Source organism: Bacillus sp. R86525 (genome assembly GCF_042466195.1).
Lineage (GTDB): Bacteria > Bacillota > Bacilli > Bacillales > Bacillaceae_G > Bacillus_A > Bacillus_A nitratireducens.
Map to the genome: position 1 here is coordinate 67109 of NZ_JAXHPX010000006.1, position 20000 is coordinate 87108.

Here is a 20000-nt window from a genome sequence, read left to right on the forward strand (position 1 = left end):
AATTTAAATGAAATGGGGGATCATAGTGTCTACTATAGAAATAATTTTAGTAATACTAATTGCATTTCTAGCCGGTATGGAAGGAATATTAGATGAATTTCAATTCCATCAACCACTTGTGGCATGTACATTAATTGGTTTAGTAACTGGTAACCTGGAGGCAGGTATTGTTCTTGGCGGTACACTTCAAATGATTGCACTTGGATGGGCAAATATTGGGGCAGCCGTAGCGCCAGATGCCGCATTGGCATCTGTTGCATCGGCAATCATTTTAGTATTAGGTGGACAAGGTGTTAGTGGTGTTGCATCAGCAATCGCAGTAGCGGTACCACTAGCAGTAGCAGGACTTTTCTTAACAATGATTGTTCGTACACTTGCTGTTCCTATCGTACACATGATGGATACGGCAGCTGAAGAAGGAAATATTAAAAAAATTGAAGCGTTACACATCGCTGCGGTGTGTTTACAAGGGATCCGAATTGCGATTCCTGCCGGAGCACTTTTATTTATCCCTGCACAAAGCGTTCAAGGATTCTTGGAATCAATGCCTGCATGGTTAACTGATGGAATGGCTATTGGTGGTGGAATGGTTGTTGCTGTTGGTTATGCATTAGTTATTAATATGATGGCAACAAAAGAAGTATGGCCATTCTTCATTATTGGTTTCGTAATAGCCGCAATTTCTCAATTAACACTTATTGCACTTGGTGCATTGGGTGTAGCTTTAGCTCTTATTTATTTGAGTCTTTCTAAAATGGGTGGTTCTTCAAATGGTGGTGGACGTAACTCTGGTGATCCACTTGACGATATCTTAAACGATTATTAATTCAGGAGGAGGAGAAGACAAATGGCAGAAAAAATTCAATTAACAAAAAGAGATCGCTTAGCCGTTGCATGGCGATCTACATTTATTCAGGGTTCTTGGAACTATGAACGTATGCAAAATGGTGGTTGGGCCTTTCTCGATGATTCCAGCAATTAAAAAATTATATAAATCAAAAGAAGATCGAAAAGCGGCGTTAAAACGTCATTTAGAATTCTTCAATACACATCCCTATATTGCTTCACCAATTTTAGGAGTTACATTAGCACTTGAAGAAGAACGCGCTAATGGTGCAGAAGTTGATGATGTGGCAATTCAAGGGGTTAAAGTTGGGATGATGGGTCCTTTAGCCGGTGTTGGTGATCCAGTGTTTTGGTTTACTTTACGTCCGATGTTAGGTGCTTTAGGAGCATCATTAGCAATGGGTGGGAATATCCTTGGGCCAATCCTTTTCTTCTTAGCTTGGAATCTGATTCGTTGGGGATTTATGTGGTATACACAAGAATTTGGTTATAAAGCTGGTTCTAAAATCACTGATGATCTTTCAGGTGGATTATTACAAGATATTACAAAAGGTGCATCAATCCTTGGTATGTTTGTACTTGCAGCCTTAGTGGAACGGTGGGTATCAATTAAATTCAAGCCAGTCGTATCTGAAGTTCAGTTAGATAAAGGAGCGTATATTGAGTGGGACAAACTTCCCGGAAATGGTGAAGGGATTCGTCAATCTTTTGAACAAGTAAACTCAGGAATGGCACTGTCACCTACGAAAGTGACTACCTTGCAAGATAACTTAGATCAATTAATTCCTGGTTTGGCTGCATTGCTTCTGACATTCTTCTGTATGTGGTTGCTTAAGAAAAAAGTCAGCCCAATTGTTATTATTCTTTCATTATTCGTAGTTGGGGTAGTTGGTCACGTAATCGGACTTTTATAATTTAAGTTGCTGAAGTTGTCAATTCTTAAGATTTATTATTTAGGAATTGTTGAGATTGAAGTGTAGTTTAGTAATCTGTGAAACGATAATAGTTCGCATACAAAAAGTGGCTGGATATTATTGTTTCAGCCACTTTTTGTATTGATTTAATAGTTTGAAGTAGCGAATTTTAAATAGGATAAATGAAATGGAGTGGATATGATGGTTCAATCAATTAATACAAAGGTAGATTTAGTAATAGATGCCACCGCGTTCACGGGACTTACAGACTATGGGAAAATTATGATTGGTGATAAAGGATTTGAATTTTATAATTCTCGTGATACGCGTAAATTTATTCAAATCCCGTGGGAGGAAGTAGATTACGTTATAGCCTCCGTGATGTTTAAGGGGAAATGGATTCCACGTTATGCGATTGAAACGAAGAGAAATGGGCTCTTCACCTTTTCCTCTAAGGAACCTAAGAGAGTTCTTCGGGCTATACGAGAATATGTAGATCCAGATCATATGGCACAGTCTCTAAGTTTCTATGATGTTATTAAACGTGGTCTTAAATCGATAGGTAAAAAGAAATAATAAAATGAAAAGAAGGGGTGTATTTTTTATAAAGGAGCTAACATGATTTTAGTGTAAAAATAGTATAAAAGGTAATAAGGCGTATAGATTCCTATCAGGGGTGTATCTTATGCTGCAAGTCCAAACAACAAAAATCTATTTAGAGAAACATAAACAGATATGTTTGTTTGGATTTAAAAATACCATTTAAATATGTAAAAACAACATGATTAAATGGTATTTTATTCACGATAAAAGTGGAGTGATAAAAAGGAAATTTGAATTTAACCTGTAATTAAATGTAATTGAGTAAAAAGTTTTAGTGATAGCTAGTAAATTAGGAGGCACTTGGTTTAGAGGTGCCAGTACGTAATTATATTTGTGTAGGTGAAGAAATTATTAAACACCTAGTTCGAATGGAGGAAGAATAATTATCAGAACAGTATAGTTTATACTAAGTTGAACTACTCCCATTTAGCACTCTAAGGAAGATTTCTGTGAACACAGATGTATCCACTAGTGCTCTGTCCATAGTTCCTATAGAGAGAACTGGAGTATTTTGTATGTTGGCGAACTCCGTTATCTACTTTATCTTGGTTTTCGCAACTTCGACAAGTGTGGAACGATAGAACGTTGAAGATTTTACAATTTTAACGATTATCCTCTGCAATCAGCCTCATATCTTCAACTTTCAACGAGTAATCCGTACAAGTACATGGTAGCAAATATGTTGGTCTAAGCCAGCTGAAATTTACCTTTCAATTATTCGCTGGTACTCTCGTACCCTCCCGCAAATTGAGAGGGCGTCTTCTGTCGGAGAAAGATAAATTGAGTTGAATTATAAATGGTATATAAGGACTGCTAATTAATTAAAAAAGACTTTTATGCAAACACAGGAGTTACTTTTTTTATTTATTTTCTACTGTTAAATTATTGACTAGTGTATAGTATTCTCCAAATTACAGCGTAAAACAGCTTTTGTCACAAATGAAATTCGTAATGATATAAGCCGTTTCCATTGTCTGTAATTGACAAGCATTTGCATGTTATAAATTTAAAACTAGAATCATCATAATAAACCTCTAAAAAAAAATCGTATTGACTATACAGACCATCATAAAATTCTTTCATTTTTGATGTGCTTATAATTTTAATGGCTTTGATTTCTTTTGAATTAAATCCGGAAATTTCAATTTTTTGATGCTCGATCTCTTTTCCTTCATTAGTAATTTTCTTTATAGTAAAATTATTCATCGTATTCATCCACCTTTAATTAACAAGGTTTTGTTTTGAACTACCTCGACTTTTCCTTCATTTAGAAGAGGGGATTCCTAAGTACTGAGTTCTATCAAACTCTAATCTATTAGGATAGCTCCACAGTCCTTGCGGTTAGAAGTCTTATCGTTTCCTTCTGTAGATTAATATTTTGGTTAATATCCCTATCATAGTGTGTACAACAAGAAGGGCAGTCCCATTTACGAAGTTTTTATGTTCTGATTATTAAGGGATTTAATAAGCATGCTGTAATCCTAATTGAATTAAATGGTAGTTAATTCAACATTTAATCGGTTCAGTATAACTTTCATTAACTTGGTTAGTAGCGGAAATTATAAGTTTATACCCCCTGCCTCTATGGTTGACCAAAATATGTGGATTCTTAGGGTTTTTTTCAATTTTCTCCCTTAATTTTTGAATGTAAACATATAATGTGGAAATTCCTGTGATTTCAATATAATCAATTAGTTCATTTACAGTAAAGGTTTCTCCTATATTATTGGCTAATAGATATAATAATTTAAACTCTGTAGTAGATAGCATAATACTTTCATTTCTCTTTTTTATGCAATGCCCTGCGACGTCAAATATTATATCAGGAGATAATAATATAAGATTCTCAAAGGAATTTTTACCTTTTTTATTTCTTTCCGCAGATAATTTTTCCCAAAAAGTTGTTATTGGATCTGTTAGATTAATTAATGCTTTTTGTCTTAAAAGTACTTGTTTAACATCGCTTGCATTAGAGTGTGTGACTAGAATTGGAATAGAAGTCAATTGAAATAATTCACTCCAATAGTAAATGTCTTCAGGTGTTGGATTTGATAGATCTAATACAATTGAAAGAAAGTCCCCGCTTTGCGCAATTTCTATTATAGTTTCACGATCATTGGTACTTAAAATATCTATATTCTTTTGCTTAAGGATGAAGCTCACCAATTCAATGAAATCTTCATTATGGGACAATACTATTATTTTCACCTTTTTACCTCCAACTTTAACTATAATTAAAGAACTTTATTTTCCGAGTGCTCAAGTCATTTAAAATATTGTTAGCGATTTTAATGTTATATTAAATCACCATATACTACATAAATTAATGTAATGCTTAAGTGACTCTAAGTTCGTTTATCTTATTGAATGAGAATTTAAATTCTGCTATGGAAGTTTCGTTTTTGTTAAATTATTGAATTTAAATAAAATATTAACATGAATACCTAAATTTATTTTTTGATAATTTTTTTTCAGAAAATTCAGAAATAAAAAAGAGCTGTTTTATTCTCGGTAAATGCAGTTGAATGAATTGTTTGTATATAATATTTAAATGGTATTCGGATGAAGTTATAGAGCTTATAACCCTGATTTAATTAATTTGGATTTTTAATTAGATAAACTCATATAAAAATGCCATAGTTCTGCAAGAAATATCTAAAAATCTATTACGAATGATATTAAATAGGGTATTTATTGTACTTTGATGAAGTGAATTTTTTCCTTGGATACTTGAACTCGGAAATAGATTATTTAACGGTAAATTCATTATAGAACTTAAAAAAATTTTTATCTAAATAAATTTTTAGTTTAATCTAATGTTTTATATAAAGACAAAACCCCTTAACTATTGTAATTTTAAATACAATGATGTTGAAGTTAACAATACGATTGTTCCACTTATAATCTATTAAACATTGTGAAATATTATTTGTCCGTATACTAAAATATCAATATTTATAGAAATAGCTAGTTAATATCACAAGGTAAAAGTTAGAAAATAAACTTATATTAACAGCGTAGTAATCGCTAGTAAGTAATTACATTCAATTATTTTTAATGGAGTTCAGTTATAACTAATATTTATAAAGAACATTTAGAAAACGTAATTTAAATAGACTATATTTTAGTATAGGTGTAGGAAGTATTGTAATGTGAAGAAATAAAATTTGTAACAAAGCGATACTGATAGTTTTTTATTTTATTATTGAAAGGGGTTTTCTCATGTTGAATGAAAGTCAATATACTGATCTTAATGTTTTTGAAGACTTAGAATCTAGTGTTCGAAGTTACTCAAGATGTTTTCCGACAGTTTTTGATCGTTCTAAAGGTTTTAAAATATGGGGGGAAAACGGAAAGGAATATATAGATTTTTTTGCTGGAGCCGGTGCTCTAAATTATGGACACAATGATCCATATATGAAAAAGCAATTACTTGATTATATTCAAAAAGATGGAATAGCACATAGCTTAGACATGGGGACAATGGCTAAAGCTAACTTTTTAATAAAATTCCAAGATGTAATTTTATCAAAAAGAGGATTGAATTACAAGATTATGTTCCCAGGACCGACTGGAACAAACGCAGTAGAAAGTGCATTGAAAATCGCAAGGAAAATCACTGGAAGAACAGGTGTATTTAGCTTTACAAACTCATTTCATGGAATGTCCATCGGATCACTTTCGGTAAGTAGTAATCGTAAGAAAAGAAAAGGGGCAGGAGTACCTTTGAACAATGGTGTGTCTCTTCCATATGAAAACTATATTAATGGGTTCGATTCGCTAGAATATTTAAGAAAAATTTTAAATGATAATGGAAGTGGTATTGAAATTCCTGCAGCAATTATAGTTGAGACTGTACAAGGTGAGGGTGGCCTACACAAAATGAGTTTTGAGTGGCTTAGGGAATTAAGAAAGATATGTGATGAATTTGATATTTTATTAATTATAGATGACATTCAAACTGGTTGTGGACGTACAGGTACATTTTTTAGCTTCGAGCCAGCAAATATTAGCCCAGATGTAATATGTTTATCTAAATCGATAAGCGGATATGGTCTTCCTATGTCTTTAACACTGATAAAACCGGAATTTGATAATTGGTTTCCAGGAGAGCATAATGGCACTTTTAGGGGAAATAATTTAGCTTTTGTTACTGGAACTGCAGCATTAAAATATTGGGAAAATACAAAATTTGAGGAGTCTATTCAAAAAAAAGCAGATAAATTATCAAAAGATTTACATGGTTTAATTGAAAAATATCCAGAGATAGAGGGAGAGCATCGTGGAAGAGGGCTAATACAGGGGATTTATTGCAAAAAAAATGGACTCGCAGAAAGAGTTTGTGCAACTGCATTTGAAAATGGATTAATTTGTGAAACATCTGGTTCGGATAGCCAGGTAATCAAAATTATTCCACCATTAATAATTGATAGTGACGGGTTGCAGAGAGGATTGGATATTATTGAGTACTCCATTCAACAAAATTTGTCACACAGCTATAAATAGAATTTAAATATAGAGGGGGATGTAAAGAATGAACGATTCGAAATTTTATATGAATAAAAAAAGAGATAAAGATGTAGGGGATGAAAGAAAAGAAAAAATATATGAATTATCATTGAATCAATATGGTCTATGGTTTTTGGATCGATTAATACCTAACAGTCCCCTATATAGTGTTCCATGGATGTGTAAGATTGAAGGGGATATTAATATAATGGCGCTCCAGACTTCACTTCAAAGGGTATGGGAAAGACATGATGTGTTAAGAAGCCGAGTCATAATGGCCAATAATAAGCCATTTATAGTTTGTTCTGGTGTAACTCAAGTCCCTTTTCATATCGTAGATTTAACAGATTTTAATTATGAAAGGCGTCAGAATGAACTAAATAGACTAATTTCTTTAGAATCAACAAAACCTTTTAATATAGAGAATGAAGAACTTATGAGATCTTATTTGTTTAGTTATTCTAAAGACAACCATGTTCTGGTTTTCAATATGCACCATATTATTTTTGATGGCTGGTCTATGGAAATTTTACTTAGAGAAATAGCAATAACTTATAATGCAATAATTGAAGGAAAAGAGCCAAAACTACCGGAATTACATTGTGATTATTTCGAATTTTCAAAAATAAACAAAGAGCGTATTAATAACGAAGATAAAGAAGTATATCTTGCGTACTGGAGAAATAAGTTAAATGCCGTATCTAAAGGAAATTATTTCCCAAGTGACTTTCCGAAGTTACCAGAACAAAAATATAAAGGCAAAATTTTGACAAGGAAGTTGCCAGAGCATCTAACGGAAAAATTATCTTATTTGGCAAGAAATGAGAAATCAACACTTTACATGGTATTATTGTCGGCATTTAAAGTATTGCTACACAAATATACTGGAAGTTTTGATTTATTAATTGGTTCACCTATGGCTGGGCGTTCTAAAACTGAATACGAGTCATTAATTGGTTACTTTGTTAATTTAGTAGCTTTACGCACAACATTTAATGCAGAAACGACTTTTAAAGAACTATTAAAAGAAGTCAAGAGAACAACACTTGAAGCGTACACTTATCAAGACATTCCACTCGATATTCTTGCTAAAGAGTTAATGCCTAAGCAAAATAATACCACTCAAGCATTAATTCAAACTGTCTTTGCGTATGAAGATGACGCTACATTAGGAATTAATATGGAAGGTTTAAAATTATTACCTATTGAGGGATTACCAACTTTTACATCTAAGTTTGATTCAACTTGGACAGTAACAAATAAAGGGGAATTTTTAGAAATAAATGTTGAATTTAATACTGATTTATTTGATGAAAAAACAATACAAAGATATATAGATCATTATGAAGCACTGTTGCAAAATATTTTGGATCATCCTAATTCAAAAATATCTACTTTAGAAATTCTAAGTGAAAATGAAATAGACAGATTTACCTCTGATAAAGTATTAATTTTGGATGAAAATTTGAAGCCGGTTCCTGTAGGAGTATCCGGTCAAATTTTTATTAATAACGTAAACATTGATATGGAATATGCATTACAATATCCTAACTTGAAGGATAAATTAGTAGAAAACCCATTTGAAAAAGGGAAGTATTTATTGAAAATTGGTAGAGGTAAGAAGGATAGGGAATATAGCGTTCATATTCAAGAAGTATTTGAATTAAATTTAGAAACAGTGCCATTAGTTGAGAGTAAATCTAATGTTTATTTAGACAATCTTCAAAGTATAACTGGTAAAGCAATGGCGGTTATTTGGAAAGAAGTACTTGGAGTGCAAAATATAGAATTAAGTGATAATTTTTTTGAATTGGGTGGACATTCCTTATTAGCAATCCAAATCATGGTACGTGTAAGAGAAGCATTTGGAGTTGATGTACCATTAAGAAGTTTATTTGAGACCCAGAACATTGGAGAATTTATCAACGCTGTAGAAGAGGCGGTTACTGCAGACGTAAATGTATCTAGCGGGGTGGAATAGATATGAAATTTGATTCTTTAGAGGGAAAAACAATTCATGAAATCATTGAAAAGCGATTAAATCAAGCCTCTTTACAAAAAAATAATGTTGATAAATTAGAAATTACATCTAGAATTGATCCAATTAGAGCTTCTTTTGCACAGGAACGACTCTGGTATCTTCAGCAGTTACAACCTAATGATACTTCTTATAATACATACTTTGCATTTACTTTAAGTGGGGATTTGGAAGAATTAGCGTTAAAAGAAGCATTAAATATAATTGTTCAACGCCATGAGTCCCTTCGAACAACATTTAGGGAAATAGACGGTAAAGCGTTTCAAATAATTGCGGACTCAGAGGAGATTAAAATTAACTTTGTAGATTTAAGTAATACTAGATTTGAGAGACAATTCTTGTTAAATATAGTAAATACTCCATTTTCATTACAGGAAGGCCCATTATTCCAGGTTCATTTAATTAAATTGGAAGCCAATAAGCATATACTCCTTTTTAACATGCATCACATTATATTTGATGGATGGTCAGCTGGGATATTTATGGATGAATTGACTACTCTTTATGAGGCCAATGTGAAAGGAGATAAATGTGATTTAGTACCAATTAAATACCAGTATGCTGATTTTTCAAACTGGCAACGTAAACATTTAACTGTAGAAAGAATGGGAAGATATTTAAAATATTGGACTGATAAGCTAAAGGGCGCTCCACCATATATTGAACTCCCATACGATAAAATGAGGTCATCAATATTAAATTCTGAAGGAGATTTGTATAAAATTATAATTCCGGAAAATATAGCTAATGAAATTCGGAATTTGAGTAAAAAAGAAGGCGTAACATTATTTATGACTTTGCTATCAGTTTTTTACATTCTTATTTATAAATATACAAAACAAAACGATATTGTAATAGGTTCTCCAATTGCGGCTAGAACTAGTAAAGAAATTGAATCAATAATTGGATTTTTTGTGAATATGGTCTGTTTGAGAGGGGAAATATGTGAGAATCAGGAGTTTAAGAGCTTTCTTAGAGAGGTCATGGATACATGTATAGAAGCGTATTCTAATCAAGATCTCCCTTTCGAGAAACTAATAGAGGAGCTTCAACCAGAAAGAGATTTAAGCAGGACACCAATTTTCCAAGTAATGTTTGAATTGCAACATGGTAGTCACACATTCTCTATCGAAGGCTTGGAAGTCCATAGTATAGAAGATAGCGTAATAACTTCTAAATATGATTTATCTATTATTATTGAAGATTTAGAAGATGGTTCTTTGGTTGTGAATTTTGAGTATTCAACAAATTTATTTAATCGAGATACAATTGTCCGAATGGCTAATAATTTTCAAAATATCATAAAAAATGTAATAGCTAAGCCTGATGCAATGATATCAGAGATTGAAGTTATGACAAAAAGTGAAAAAGATACATTATTGCTGGAATGGACAGATACTAAAAGAAGTTTTGTTAAAGATAAAAGTTTCTTTGAATTGTTCATAGAGCAAGTCACTAAGACACCAAACAATATCGCTGTTATGGATGAGGAAGGGACGTTAACATACAAAGAAATATATTTATTATCAAATGAAATTTCAAAACGACTTATGTTGTCCGGTGCAAGTAATGAGACAGTAGTTGGATTATTAGGCAATCGTGATAGATATTATTTAGCTAGTATACTAGCAATATTCCAAGTTGGAGGGGTTTATCTTCCGCTAGATCCAAATTATCCTATCCAACGAATTAAGCATATTCTTCAACAAAGTAAGTGTAAAACAATTTTACTTTCTTCTACTTCTGGAGAGGAAGTACAAAATCTTGATTTACACGATTTGCTTAATTATTCCGTTCAAACTTTATATTTGGATGAAATAATTAAGAATAAAATTCAAATGGATTTATGCTCTATACCTAAAGTGTTTCCAGAAAATTTGGCTTATATCATTTTCACATCTGGTTCTACCGGACTACCAAAAGGGACAATGATAGAGCATCGTAACATGATGAATCACCTTTTTTCTAAAATTGTTGACTTGAAACTGACTAGTAGAGACACAGTTGCACAAACTGCTTCACAATGCTTTGATATATCAATTTGGCAGTTCTTAACGACTATATTAGTCGGAGGAAGAATTCGAGTTTATAGTGACCAGACTGTGATGGATCCTACCTTACTATTAGAAAAAGTAAAGAATGACAGAGTTACAGTTATGGAAACCACGCCATCTTATTTAAAATTATTTATTGAAGAAGCTACAAAAAGTAATTATTGTAATCAACTGTTGAGATTCATGCTAGTTACAGGTGAGCAATCAGATTCAAGATTACTAAAAAATTGGATAAGGGCATTTAATGAAACAGAAATAATTAATGCTTATGGACCAGCAGAATGTGCAGATGATGTAACCATGTATAGGGTTAATAATATAAATCATCTGCAGCCTGGTATAGCCCCGATAGGTAAAGCGATTAACAATATAAAAATTTATATTCTAGATAATGAATTAAATCTTCTTCCAATAGGATCTAAGGGTGAGATTTTTGTTGGAGGAGCAGGTGTAGGTAGAGGATATATTAATAATCCTAAGGCTACAGCTAATAAGTTTTTACCAGATCCTTATAGTAATAGGCTTGGCGAAAGATTATATCGAACGGGTGACCTTGGAAGGTATAGGATGGATGGGACTATTGAATTTTTAGGAAGAATTGATAATCAAATTAAAATTAGAGGATTTAGGATTGAGATTGAGGAAGTGGAGGTGAATTTATTACAACATGATTCAATCTCTGATGTGGTTGTCACTATTCATATTGATAAAAATATGGAAAAGTATTTAATAGCTTATGTGGTTCTTGAACAGGGGAACAATAACATTACAGATTGGGATTTAAGAGATGAATTAGAGAAAAAAATACCTAAATATATGATTCCATCTCAATATATTTTTATGGATAAACTACCATTATCGCCAAATGGGAAAATTGATAGGAAATTGCTTCCTATTCCAAATGTGAATAACTCTATTAATGAATTTATTCCGATTTCAACTGATACAGAAAAAGCACTTGCATTGATCTGGACAGAAGTTCTAGGTGAAAAAAATATTGGGAAGAGGGACAACTTCTTTAATATTGGTGGCCATTCCTTATTAGCTATACAGGTAATTTCTCGATCAAGAGTTAAATTCAATGTGCCATTACCTGTATCAAGTATATTTGAAGTACCTACTTTGGGGAAGTTGGCTGACTATATTGATACTTTATGCTGGGTAATGAATGTGTCCCAAGCTGAACATTGATAAAATACCGAAATGAGGCTTTTAGATGAAAATGATTGAGCTCTTAAATAAACTTCGAAAAAAAAATATAAAAATTTGGATAGAAGATGATAGTTTACGTTTTAACGGACCAAAAGAAGGGTTAAATCAAGAACTTCTTAAGGGACTTCATCAACATGAGTATGAAATTTTATCTTTATTAAAAGACGCAAAAAAAACTGATTATCCAAAAAAATTACAGGTTGTTACTAAAGCCAAAAAAGAACATATTCCGCTTTCGTTTGCTCAAAATCGTCTGTGGTTTATGGAGCAATTAAAACCTGGAAATTCTTTTTACAATATTCAAGATGTAAGAAAAATCACTGGACCGCTTAATCTAAAAGCATTGGAAAAAAGCATTCAAGAAATTGTCAATAGGCATGCGGGGTTACGTACAACATTCGCCGAGGAGAATGAGCAGCCAGTACAGATTATTACTGATCAAATGAAATTACCGTTTCGTGTCATTAATTTATGTAGTTCTACAAAAGATGAAAGTGAAAAAGAAGCGGAAAAAATTATTTATGACGATGCATCAACCCCATTTGACCTTTCTAAGTGTTTAATACGTGCAACAGTTATCCACCATAGTTCGGAAGAATATATTTTAATTTTATCTATGCATCATATTATATCAGATGGATGGTCAATGGGAATTTTATTTAAGGAGATGGAGGTATTATATGAAGCTTTTTGTAATGATCAACCATCACCACTGCCGGATTTAAATTGTCAATATTCCGATTATTCAATTTGGCAACATGATCAATTTCAAGAAGAAAAATTACAAAACGATCTTTTATATTGGAAAAATCAATTGAAAAATGCTCCAAATTTAATTGAACTTCCTACTGATTTTTCTAGACCAGCAATTCAAAATTATAAAGGAAGCTTATATTCATTTTGGTTATCGGGTGCAGACATCGAAGAACTTGAAATGATTTGTCAAGAAAATGGTTCAACTTTATTTATGGGACTTCTTACTATATATAACATTTTACTTCATCGTTATACAGGTCAAGAAGATATAATTGTCGGAACTGTTACAGCGAATCGTAACTCTATTGAATTAGAGGAAATTATCGGTTTTTTTGTAAATACGCTACCTATTAGAAATGATTTAAGTAATGATCCGACGTTTGAAGAATTACTTATGAAAGTAAGAAACTCATGTCTAGGTGCTTATGCGCATCAAGAAGTACCATTTGAAATGTTAGTTGACCAATTAAAGCCGGAAAGAAACCTAAGTTATACCCCAATAGTACAAACCCTATGTATTTTACAAAGTGCTTCGGATACGTTACAACTTCCTGGCCTTAAAGTATCAAGAGTTGAAGTTGATTATGATACGGCTAAATTTGATTTGACCTTTGCATTTGAAAAAGATGCGGATGGCATGCAGTGTCATATTGAATTTAACAATGAAATTTTTACGGAAAATACAATTGTTAAATTGACGAAGAGTTTCCAAAATATCTTAAAGAGTTCAGTTGCAACTCCAAATAAGAGGATATCAGAATTACAAATAATTTCAAAAAGGGACAGAAAAAAAGTAGTAGAAACATGGAATGAAAAAAATGATATTAATTATAGTAATCTTTGCATTCATGAATGGTTTGAAAAACAGGTTGAGAATAGACCAGATTCAATAGCTATTGTTTCTACAAAAGAATCAATCTCTTATCAACAGCTGAATGAAAGGGCTAATCAACTAGCTCATTTTTTAAGAGAAAATGGTGTTACTACTGAAGTAAAAGTTGGTATTTGCGTTGAAAGAACGATTGAGATGCTAGTTGGGATTATTGGAATATTGAAGGCTGGAGGTACATACGTTCCAATTGATTCAAACTATCCAGAAGAACGAAAACAATATATTTTACAAGATAGTAATGCTCAATTGTTGCTTACAAATGAGCATTTAGTAGACAGTTTTCATGAAGATTTAGAAATTGAAATTTTAACGTTTGAAAAAGATAGAAAAATCATTAAACAAAAAAGTACAAGTAATATTAAAAATATATCGAATCCATCTAATTTAGCTTATATTATCTATACCTCTGGTTCTACTGGTAAACCAAAAGGAGTGATGGTTTCGCACTCTAATGTAACTAGGTTATTTCTTAATACAGAAAAATGTTACCAATTTAATTCTGATGATAAATGGACTCTTTTTCACTCTTTTGCATTTGATTTTTCAGTTTGGGAAATTTGGGGTGCCTTGTTGTATGGTGGACAGTTGGTTATTGTTCCGTATTGGACTGCTCGTTCTATAGATGAATTTTATGAATTAGTCGCCAAACAAAAGATTACAGTTTTAAATCAAACACCTTCTGCTTTCTACCAGTTTATCGAAGCTGATAAAGAGTTGAACATGGAACTAAGTTTACGTACAGTAATTTTTGGTGGAGAATCGCTTGAAACAAATAAATTAAATAATTGGTTTAACAAACATGGAGATTGTAAGCCAGCTTTAGTTAATATGTACGGCATAACAGAAACAACAGTTCATGTTACTCATCAACCAATCAATCATTCACAAACCAATGAGAAGAATATGATTGGTAAAAGAATTTCTGATTTAGAACTCTATATTTTAGATGAAAACATGGAGCCAGTCCCTATTGGAGTAGTTGGAGAGATTCATGTAGGTGGTGCGGGAGTAGCCAGGGGATATAATAATCGTCCTAGATTAACTGCTGAGAAGTTTGTACCAAATATTTTTAGTAAAGAAAAAGGCTCAAGATTATATAAAACTGGGGATTTAGCAAGATTTCTAGATAGTGGAGGTTTAGAGTATTTAGGAAGAATTGATCATCAAGTAAAGATTAGGGGATTTCGTATTGAATTAGAGGAAATCCAAAGAGTAATGGAGGAATATCCTTTAATCCAACAAACAGTAGTGGTTGTTCATACAAATGAGGATAATGATATTAGAATTGTTGCATACTTCACATTAGAAAATGGACAGTCTTTAGATTTAGGGGCCTTGAAGGATTATCTGAAAAATATCATACCAAATTATATGATACCATCTTGGTTTATCGAAATGAAAAAATTTCCGCTTAGTCAAAATGGGAAAATTGATAAAAAAAGGCTACCTAATCCTTCAAATGAAACAAGAATATCAAAACACGAAATGGTTTTACCTCGTACAGAGATAGAGATGATGCTCTCAGATATTTGGAAAGAAACATTAAAAATTAGCAAAGTCAGTGTTAAGGATAATTTCTTCGAGCTTGGAGGGAATTCATTTTCCGCTATTCAATTTATAAGAAAAGTGGAAGCACTTTTAGGGAAAACAGTTTCAACAGCAGCGATTTTTCAATACCCAACTATTGAAGGGATTGCAAAAATGCTGGAGAAAGAATCGAATAATAATGAAAACGATGTAATCGTAGAATTGCATCCAAGTGAAAATAAACAAACGTTGTCTTTAGTTCATCCGGTTGGAGGGAATATTTTTTGCTATACTGGATTGCTTAAACTTTTAGAACCTAATTATCAAGTTTATGGCTTTAAAGCACCAGGTATAGATGGGAATGAAAAGCCGATTACATCGATTAGAGAATTAGCAAAGCGATATGTATCTGAACTGTTACTAACAAATAGAACAGAACACACTATTTTAGGTTGGTCTATGGGCGGAATCGTTGCTTTTGAGATGGGAATACAAATTTATGATCAATTAGGATATGCACCAAAAATTATTATGATAGATAGTTGGAGTAAAGATATATCTTCAATGGAATATTCCGGCGAAATAATCTTTAAAATGTTTATTGAAGATTTACAAAAAAGTAGCGGGGCCGAGATTTATCTGAATCAAATGGATCAAGGAATGAATGAATTAGAAAGACTAAACTATGTACTTACAGTTATAAGGAAAGCAGGAATATTTTCAACAGAATTTAAAGTTGAGCATTTAAAATATATGCTTGATGTGTATTCAGCAAATTTAAATGCACTAAATGGATATGTACCCACTAAAAGGTATCCTGGAGAAATTGTGGTGCTCCGTGCGGAGAATGGTGATAACCAAGATAAAACACTAGGTTGGAAGGATTGGTCTCAACAAGAAGTTTCAGTTAAAACGATTCCGGGTGATCATTACACAATATTTAATAAACCTGGAATTAATATTCTAGCGGATGAAATCAGAAAATCTTTGGGAGATTCTAAGATAATTCAAGTTAAATAAAAAATGGGGGTTATTATGATGGAAAAAGTAACAATTTATACAGTGGTAGTAAATCATGAGATGCAATATTCAATTTGGAGGAAAGAAAAAGAACTACCGTTAGGATGGGAAGAAGTTGGATTTTCGGGGGAAAAGGAAGAATGTTTAGATTTCATTGAAAAAGAATGGACTGACATGCGCCCACTCAGTCTAAGAGACAGAAGTAGGGTAAATAACTAATGCAAGAAACAGATTACTAGTAATAAGTAGCATAAAGGAGGAGAAAGATGATATATAGTCCAGCATTACTAGAAGAATGGATGAGGAAATATTACTATGATGCAAAAATTGATATCGGAAGTAGTGGTGTTTATCCATGGTCATTTGGTGAACTCAGAGAAAAATTACAGATTCACACGGATGAATTGGATGAAATAAAGCTAATGGATAGCACATCATATGGTCACCAACTATTAAGATATGAAATTAGTGAAAGATGGAGTAACGGTAATCCAAACTCTGTAATGGTGACACATGGATCTAGTGAAGGTTTATACTTAGCTTTAAATTCTTTACTTAATGCTGGTGATCATGTAATTATTTTAGATCCTTGTTATCATTCCGTAGAATCTATTTCAACGCAAATTGGATGTCAGCTAACAAGATGGTATCTTCGGGAGGAGAACGGATTTAAAGCAGACATAGATGAATTAAAAAAGCTAATGAAACAAAATACTAAAATGTTGATTCTGAATTTTCCGCATAATCCAACTGGTACTACTATCACAAATAAAGAATTAATGAAAATTATAGAACTTGCTTCTGAGTTTGATGTGTTTCTACTATGGGATGGAGCATTCACTGATCTTGTATATGATACAGAGCCATTAGAAGATCCAACAAAGTACTATAAAAAAGCGATTTCAACCGGAACATTTTCTAAATGCTATGGACTCCCGGGTTTGAGATTTGGTTGGTGTATAGCTGCTCCAGAAATACTGGAAAAATTTATTCCATTACGGGATAGAATGACTTTACATTTATCGCCATTAGTGGAATATGTATCGCTTAAGACAGTTAGAAATATTGATACTTTACTTCATAGTAGATTAAATGAAGTAAAACAAAATTTAGCATATTTATCCAACTGGATGAATGAAAACGAGAAATATATTGAATTTAATCCGCCGGGTGGAGGAGTAACTGTATTTCCGAAAATTAAATCATACATTGATGTAGAACAATTGTGCCATGAATTAGGAAAAAAATATAATGTTTTATTAGTACCAGGAACTTGTTTTGGGAATCCACAAAGGGTAAGGCTTGGATTTGGTTGTACCGCTAGGGAATTACATCTGGGGCTTTCCAGCTTAGAACAATGTCTTAAAAATAATATATAGAGGTGAAATTGTATGCATAGTATAGAGTTAACTAGTGAAGAAATTAAATCAATAATGAAGATTGTGGACGATCTTTCTTCAAAATATCAATCTGTTGAAGATGAAGATTTTTTATTGGAAGCTAGTATTTATGCACAAGAACTTCCTAGAAGATTACGGAGTGAGGTGAATAGATTTAGATTATTAGAGACTGGTAAAGGAATCTTTCTTATAAAAGGATTCCCAATAAACGATATAGAGCTTGGAAAAACACCATCTCATTGGGAGAATAAACCAGATAAATCACCTACAATCCAACAGGATATCTATTTTTATTTATGCTCATGCCTGTTAGCGGATCCTATCGCATGGGCTACTCAACAAGAAGGCTATGTAATGCATGATATCTTGCCTGTAAAAGGATATGAATTAGAGCAACTTGGTGCTGGTAGTGAAGTACTATTAACTTGGCATACAGAGGATGCTTTCCATCCATATCGGACTGATTACCTAGGTTTAATGTGTTTACGAAATCCAGATAATGTTGAAACAACTTATGCATCAATTGACAATTTAGAATTGGATGAAGTAACAAAAGAAAAATTATTTGAGAGAAAATATGTTATTCGACCAGATGAATCTCATCTCGAAAAAAATAGGGGAGAAATACGTAAAGAAATACCTGTATCTGAAGAGGTATTAAGACGTAGTTACGATAGAATAAACAAACTGAATACATCACCGGAAAAGGTTTCAATTCTCTTTGGTGATCCTAAAAATCCATATTTAAGGCTGGATCCATATTTTATGGATGATGTATTGGATGACATAGATGCGAATAATGCTTTTAACGAAATAGTGAAGCAAGTTGATGAAAAAATCGCTGGCTATTCTATTCAACCCGGAGAAATTATATTTTTAGATAATTATAAAGTTGTACATGGTAGAAACCCATTTAAGGCTAAATTTGATGGAACTGATCGCTGGCTTAAAAGATTAAACATTACAAGAGATATTCGAAAATCTAGAGATTTTCGAATAAGTCCAGAGAATAGAGTGATTTTTTAAAAAACTTTTTAAACGTAGGGGGAAGATGATGTTATATAAAAAAAGATTAATGGTCCCAGGTCCGACTCCAATCCCGAATGAAGTCATTCATGCTGGTATGCAACCAATGATTGATGAGCGCACCCCGGAATTTGGTATTTTATTTTCTCGATTGTTAAATAATTTAAAAGAAATTCTTAACACAAATAACGACATCTTAATTTTTTCTTCAAGTATTACCGGAGCTTGTGAAAGTACAATACAAAATTTGTTTTCTTCCGGGGACAGAGTTCTTATTATTAACAATGGTTTTTTTGCAGAAAGATGGATAGAAATATGTAAAGCTTATGGGGTTATAGTGGAAGAAATTAAATGTGGCTTTGGACAAGAAATAGATTTTACAGCGGTGGCGAATAAGTTATCTCTTAATCAAGATATAATTGCTACTATTTGTGTCTTTTGTGAAACTTCGACAGGAATGATGAATGATATTGAGAGGTTATCAGAAATAGCTAAAGGAACCTTAACTATTGTAGATGCTGCATCTGGTGTAGGCGTAAGTGAGATAAAAACAGATCAATGGAACATAGATGTTGTGGTGTCTGGAAGCCAAAAAGCTTTAATGACTCCACCTGGGATCTCATTTGTTAGTGTAAGTGAAAGGGCATGGCAAGCACACCGGTCTGCAACTTTACCAAGGTTTTATTTTGATTGGGGAAAATCAAAAAAATTTAGCCAAGAAAAATATCCGCATACCCCATTTACGCCAGCTATTAGTTTAATATTTCAGTTGGATATGGCCACAACAATGATCCTTAATGAGGGACTTGAAAATGTCTACAATAGACATGCAGTATTGAGTAAAGCTACTAGAGAAGGTATGAAGGCTTTGGGCTTAAAGTTACTTATTGAAACAGAGGAAGTTTGTTCGGCAGTTACAGCTGCATTTTTACCAGGAGGCTTAAGTGCAGAGGATTTTGTTGAAGATTTATCCAGACGTTTTGGTATTCAGATAACAGATGGTGCAGGTGTATACAAGGATAAAATCATAAGAATTGGTCATTGTGGTTATATGGACCCGTTTGAAATTATTGCTACAATTTCGGCGATTGAAGCATTATTGGTAGAATACGATTCTAGTGTAATTCTTGGAGAAGCAATAAAGAAAGTTCAACAAGTATTTGCTAATATATCCACAATTACTATGATGTCAAAAGGGTGAAA

Annotated in this window: 12 protein-coding genes and 2 pseudogenes; 11 read left to right on the forward strand and 3 right to left on the reverse strand. The window is 32.5% G+C overall.

Features of this window, described 5'->3' with window-relative positions:
• Nucleotides 1–25 precede the first annotated feature (25 nt).
• The 3 genes and pseudogenes from SJY24_RS01455 (at nucleotide 26) to SJY24_RS01465 (ending at nucleotide 2336) form a co-directional block, all read left to right on the forward strand.
• Nucleotides 26–826, forward strand: coding sequence for a PTS mannose/fructose/sorbose transporter subunit IIC (locus tag SJY24_RS01455; protein WP_377863486.1), 801 nt, complete (start codon nucleotides 26–28; stop codon nucleotides 824–826).
• Between the two features lie 21 nt (nucleotides 827–847).
• Nucleotides 848–1760 (forward strand): annotated as a pseudogene (locus SJY24_RS01460) (PTS system mannose/fructose/sorbose family transporter subunit IID).
• Between the two features lie 198 nt (nucleotides 1761–1958).
• On the forward strand, nucleotides 1959–2336 hold the full coding sequence (locus SJY24_RS01465) for a DUF956 family protein (protein WP_016119404.1): 378 nt from the start codon (nucleotides 1959–1961) through the stop codon (nucleotides 2334–2336).
• A gap of 960 nt (nucleotides 2337–3296) precedes the next feature.
• Here SJY24_RS01465 and SJY24_RS01470 read toward each other — a convergent pair.
• The 3 genes and pseudogenes from SJY24_RS01470 to SJY24_RS01480 form a co-directional block, all read right to left on the reverse strand.
• The gene (locus SJY24_RS01470) at nucleotides 3297–3569 is read right to left on the reverse strand and encodes a hypothetical protein (RefSeq protein ID WP_377863487.1); all 273 of its coding nucleotides are present in this window, start codon (nucleotides 3567–3569) and stop codon (nucleotides 3297–3299) included.
• Nucleotides 3570–3678: 109 nt separating this feature from the next.
• Nucleotides 3679–3798 (reverse strand): annotated as a pseudogene (locus tag SJY24_RS01475) (IS200/IS605 family element RNA-guided endonuclease TnpB); the annotation flags it as partial.
• A gap of 71 nt (nucleotides 3799–3869) precedes the next feature.
• Nucleotides 3870–4571, reverse strand: coding sequence for a winged helix-turn-helix domain-containing protein (locus tag SJY24_RS01480; RefSeq protein ID WP_377863488.1), 702 nt, complete (start codon nucleotides 4569–4571; stop codon nucleotides 3870–3872).
• Nucleotides 4572–5585: 1014 nt separating this feature from the next.
• Between SJY24_RS01480 and ectB the strand changes: the two genes are divergently transcribed.
• The 8 genes from ectB to SJY24_RS01520 are packed head-to-tail and all read left to right on the forward strand — an operon-like array spanning nucleotide 5586 to nucleotide 19998.
• Complete coding sequence (ectB, locus tag SJY24_RS01485) at nucleotides 5586–6869, forward strand: diaminobutyrate--2-oxoglutarate transaminase (protein WP_377863489.1); 1284 nt, start codon at nucleotides 5586–5588, stop codon at nucleotides 6867–6869.
• 28 nt (nucleotides 6870–6897) lie between these two features.
• The gene (locus tag SJY24_RS01490; RefSeq protein ID WP_377863490.1) at nucleotides 6898–8853 is read left to right on the forward strand and encodes a condensation domain-containing protein; all 1956 of its coding nucleotides are present in this window, start codon (nucleotides 6898–6900) and stop codon (nucleotides 8851–8853) included.
• 2 nt (nucleotides 8854–8855) lie between these two features.
• The gene (locus SJY24_RS01495) at nucleotides 8856–12155 is read left to right on the forward strand and encodes a non-ribosomal peptide synthetase (RefSeq protein WP_377863491.1); all 3300 of its coding nucleotides are present in this window, start codon (nucleotides 8856–8858) and stop codon (nucleotides 12153–12155) included.
• A 25-nt stretch (nucleotides 12156–12180) separates the two neighbouring features.
• Entirely contained in the window at nucleotides 12181–16371 is a 4191-nt protein-coding gene (locus SJY24_RS01500; RefSeq protein WP_377863492.1) for an amino acid adenylation domain-containing protein, read from the forward strand.
• Between the two features lie 18 nt (nucleotides 16372–16389).
• Nucleotides 16390–16590, forward strand: coding sequence for an MbtH family protein (locus SJY24_RS01505; protein WP_377863493.1), 201 nt, complete (start codon nucleotides 16390–16392; stop codon nucleotides 16588–16590).
• Nucleotides 16591–16637: 47 nt separating this feature from the next.
• A complete protein-coding gene (gene vioD, locus SJY24_RS01510; protein ID WP_377863494.1) occupies nucleotides 16638–17750 on the forward strand; it encodes a capreomycidine synthase in 1113 nt (370 codons plus the stop codon).
• Nucleotides 17751–17762: 12 nt separating this feature from the next.
• Entirely contained in the window at nucleotides 17763–18797 is a 1035-nt protein-coding gene (gene gntD / locus SJY24_RS01515) for a guanitoxin biosynthesis L-enduracididine beta-hydroxylase GntD (protein WP_377863495.1), read from the forward strand.
• A 28-nt stretch (nucleotides 18798–18825) separates the two neighbouring features.
• Nucleotides 18826–19998 (forward strand): pyridoxal-phosphate-dependent aminotransferase family protein, encoded by a 1173-nt coding sequence (locus tag SJY24_RS01520; protein ID WP_377863496.1) that lies wholly within the window; start codon nucleotides 18826–18828, stop codon nucleotides 19996–19998.
• Nucleotides 19999–20000 lie beyond the last annotated feature (2 nt).